3 protein-coding genes are annotated in these 1,793 nt (G+C 40.0%); all 3 read left to right on the forward strand.

The features are described 5' to 3' along the window. Positions 1 to 186 precede the first annotated feature (186 nt). Positions 187 to 453 carry a DNA-binding protein gene (locus tag QZ359_RS09430; protein ID WP_119942674.1) on the forward strand — a complete coding sequence of 89 codons (267 nt, stop codon included), beginning with the start codon at positions 187 to 189 and terminating at the stop codon, positions 451 to 453. Positions 454 to 461: 8 nt separating this feature from the next. Next, a complete protein-coding gene (locus QZ359_RS09435) occupies positions 462 to 977 on the forward strand; it encodes a hypothetical protein (RefSeq protein ID WP_084953895.1) in 516 nt (171 codons plus the stop codon). Further along, positions 970 to 1,793: VapE domain-containing protein (locus QZ359_RS09440; protein ID WP_293965943.1), on the forward strand; the 824-nt coding region annotated here is incomplete at its 3' end. The genes QZ359_RS09435 and QZ359_RS09440, both read left to right, overlap by 8 nt.

The following is a 1,793-nucleotide window of genomic DNA, read 5'->3' on the forward strand; positions in this document are numbered from 1 at the left end:
CGGTAATCTTTATGGTGGTATTGATTGGCTTACTGCTTTATTTAAACCATCGAGACCGCAAAAAAAGCGCCCAATATGAGCGAGAAAACCAACAGAGGATAGAAACACCTAGCACTGATTTAAGCCCTGATTATGGGCGTTATATTCAGCTTGCAGGTAAGATTCATAACTAGAAAGGAGTGTAATATGCAACTATTATCAAGAGAAGCAGAACTTGAATTACTGGAAAAAGTGGGAGATCACTTAGCTAAAAGGATGGAACTGGAAAAGCAACGTGATGATAATTGGGACTTGATTTCTAGATCTGAGGTATTAGAGAAGTTAGGTATTAGTGGAACCACGTTAAATAATTGGCAGGAGCATGGTCTAAAATCGTTCCAGTCGCCTTTTGAAAACAGTAAGAAAATCTATTACCGTAAGAGTGATATTTACAATTTTCTTGCAGTAGATTAGGAGGTGCAATGAGAATAATAGAGTTGACTATATCCGTTGAGAAAATGCCCCTATTTGGCTTTCTCAAGTCAAATCCTACTCAAGTATGGAAGAATGGCAATCACTACAAATTTATCTACTTTGAGCCAATAGGCGAGGGCTTGACGGCTTTTCACTACAAAGGTTTGTATGTGGCAGTTAAAGACGAAAGTGAGGAAGTAGAGGGTTGGGAACTGACCAGAGATTTAGAAATAGGTTTGGCCAGTCCTGACTTGCTGACGATCCTGAAAGATTTAGAGGTAAACAAATTGACAGAGCAACGGCAGGGGCTTGGAGTGGAGTTAAAAGGCTGGGTTTTTGACCTGATTTGTAATGGCATTTATACCAGGTATGAGACTTCACTTTTTGTCCGACTGCTATTTGTGAATGGGTACAGTTTTGGCCAATTAGTGGACTTGTTTTCAGCAATCGTTAAACGGAAAGACTTAGCAAGCTACTTTCTAGAAGTAGCGACAAAATTCTATAAGGAGGTGGCTTTTGAATAGAAATGACATTGTAGATAAAATCATTGAAGAAGATAAGCAGAAAGTACCGCCTGAAGTGGTGGACTTGACCCAAGCAAGGGAGACCGATGAGGAACATAATAGCCTGAACTTGGCAAAGAAAGCAAGAGGCGATGGCTTTGCAGTCAACTTGGACAATCTCAAGAAGATTTTGAATGGAGATAGCAAGCTAAAAGAGGCTATACAATACAACGTCTTTACTTATGAAATTGACGTGACTAGACCAATGAAGCTAAACGGTAGAATCCTGAGCGGTGCAATCGATGACCTGATTATCAGAGAGATTAGGGCTTATATTGCTACCAAGTACAAGATGGACTATAAAAAGCCTGACATAGCGGATATTTTGGAAGTGGTAGCTGGAGAACACAGCTACAATCCCTTAAAAGACTATCTGGAATCTTGTGAAAGCGAGTATAAAGAGTTAGTGAATCAGCGTGATCCCTTTGATATTTTAAGGCATTATCTCAATATCAAGGATGATGAATATAACCGTATTATCATGGACTTGTTTTTCCGTGGAGCAGTTGCCAAGGTGTTTGACCCTACTGTTAAGTTTGACTTTGTGCTGGACTTGACTGGAAGGCAGGGAGTAGGAAAGACCCAATTTTTTGAGGGGCTTTTCACTCACAAGTATTTTACAACCGTTGAGACCTTCACAGACAAAGATGACAAGGCTAGAATGGTAAGAAACTGGTGTGTATTTGATGATGAGATGGTGGCCAGCAAAAAGGCTAGTTTTTCAGAATTGAAGAAATTCATCACAGAAACCAAGCTAGAGTTTAGACCGCCTTACGC

It is taken from the genome of Streptococcus sp., assembly GCF_019414905.1.
GTDB lineage: Bacteria > Bacillota > Bacilli > Lactobacillales > Streptococcaceae > Streptococcus.

Coding starts and splice junctions, on each gene's coding strand:
- QZ359_RS09430 (WP_119942674.1), top strand. CDS start 187: ATGCAACTATTATCAAGAGAAGCAGAACTTGAATTACTGGAAAAAGTG.
- QZ359_RS09435 (WP_084953895.1), top strand. CDS start 462: ATGAGAATAATAGAGTTGACTATATCCGTTGAGAAAATGCCCCTATTT.